The 475-nt window shown below is 55.6% G+C and carries 1 protein-coding gene; it reads right to left on the reverse strand.

Features of this window, described 5'->3' with window-relative positions:
- A partial coding sequence (locus tag U5775_RS39050; RefSeq protein WP_322063452.1) for an IS3 family transposase occupies positions 1-475 on the reverse strand: 475 nt, incomplete at both ends.

A 475-nucleotide genomic window follows, 5' to 3' on the forward strand; every position in this document is an offset into this window, starting at 1 on the left:
CCGAGTTAAGTTTTTCTTCTGCGACTGCCGGCGCTAGACCGTCATTGAATTGATGCGGTCGAGTCCAGTTGTATCGCTGCATCAGGTAATAGCTGATGTCCCGGTGGGCTTCTCCAGCACTCATATATCCAGTGCTCGGCACCCATTCCGTTTTCAAGCTTCGAAACAGCCGTTCCATAGGGCTGTTATCCCAACAATTTCCACGCCGACTCATGCTCTGCTTGATTCGACAGCGCCACAACCGCTGACGGAATTTCCGGCTGACATATTGACTGCCCTGGTCGCTGTGAAACATCAAGCCCGTAGGCCGACCACGTTGCTCGAACGCCATGTCTAATGCCTTCACCACCAAGTCAGCGTCGGGGCTCGTCGAGAATGACCAGCCGACAACGCGGCGCGTGAACAGGTCCAACACCACGGCCAAATAATGCCAGCGCCCCTGCGCCCATAAATACGTGATGTCGCCGCACCAGAC

This window comes from Paraburkholderia sp. J63 (genome assembly GCF_905220245.1).
Lineage (GTDB): Bacteria > Pseudomonadota > Gammaproteobacteria > Burkholderiales > Burkholderiaceae > Paraburkholderia.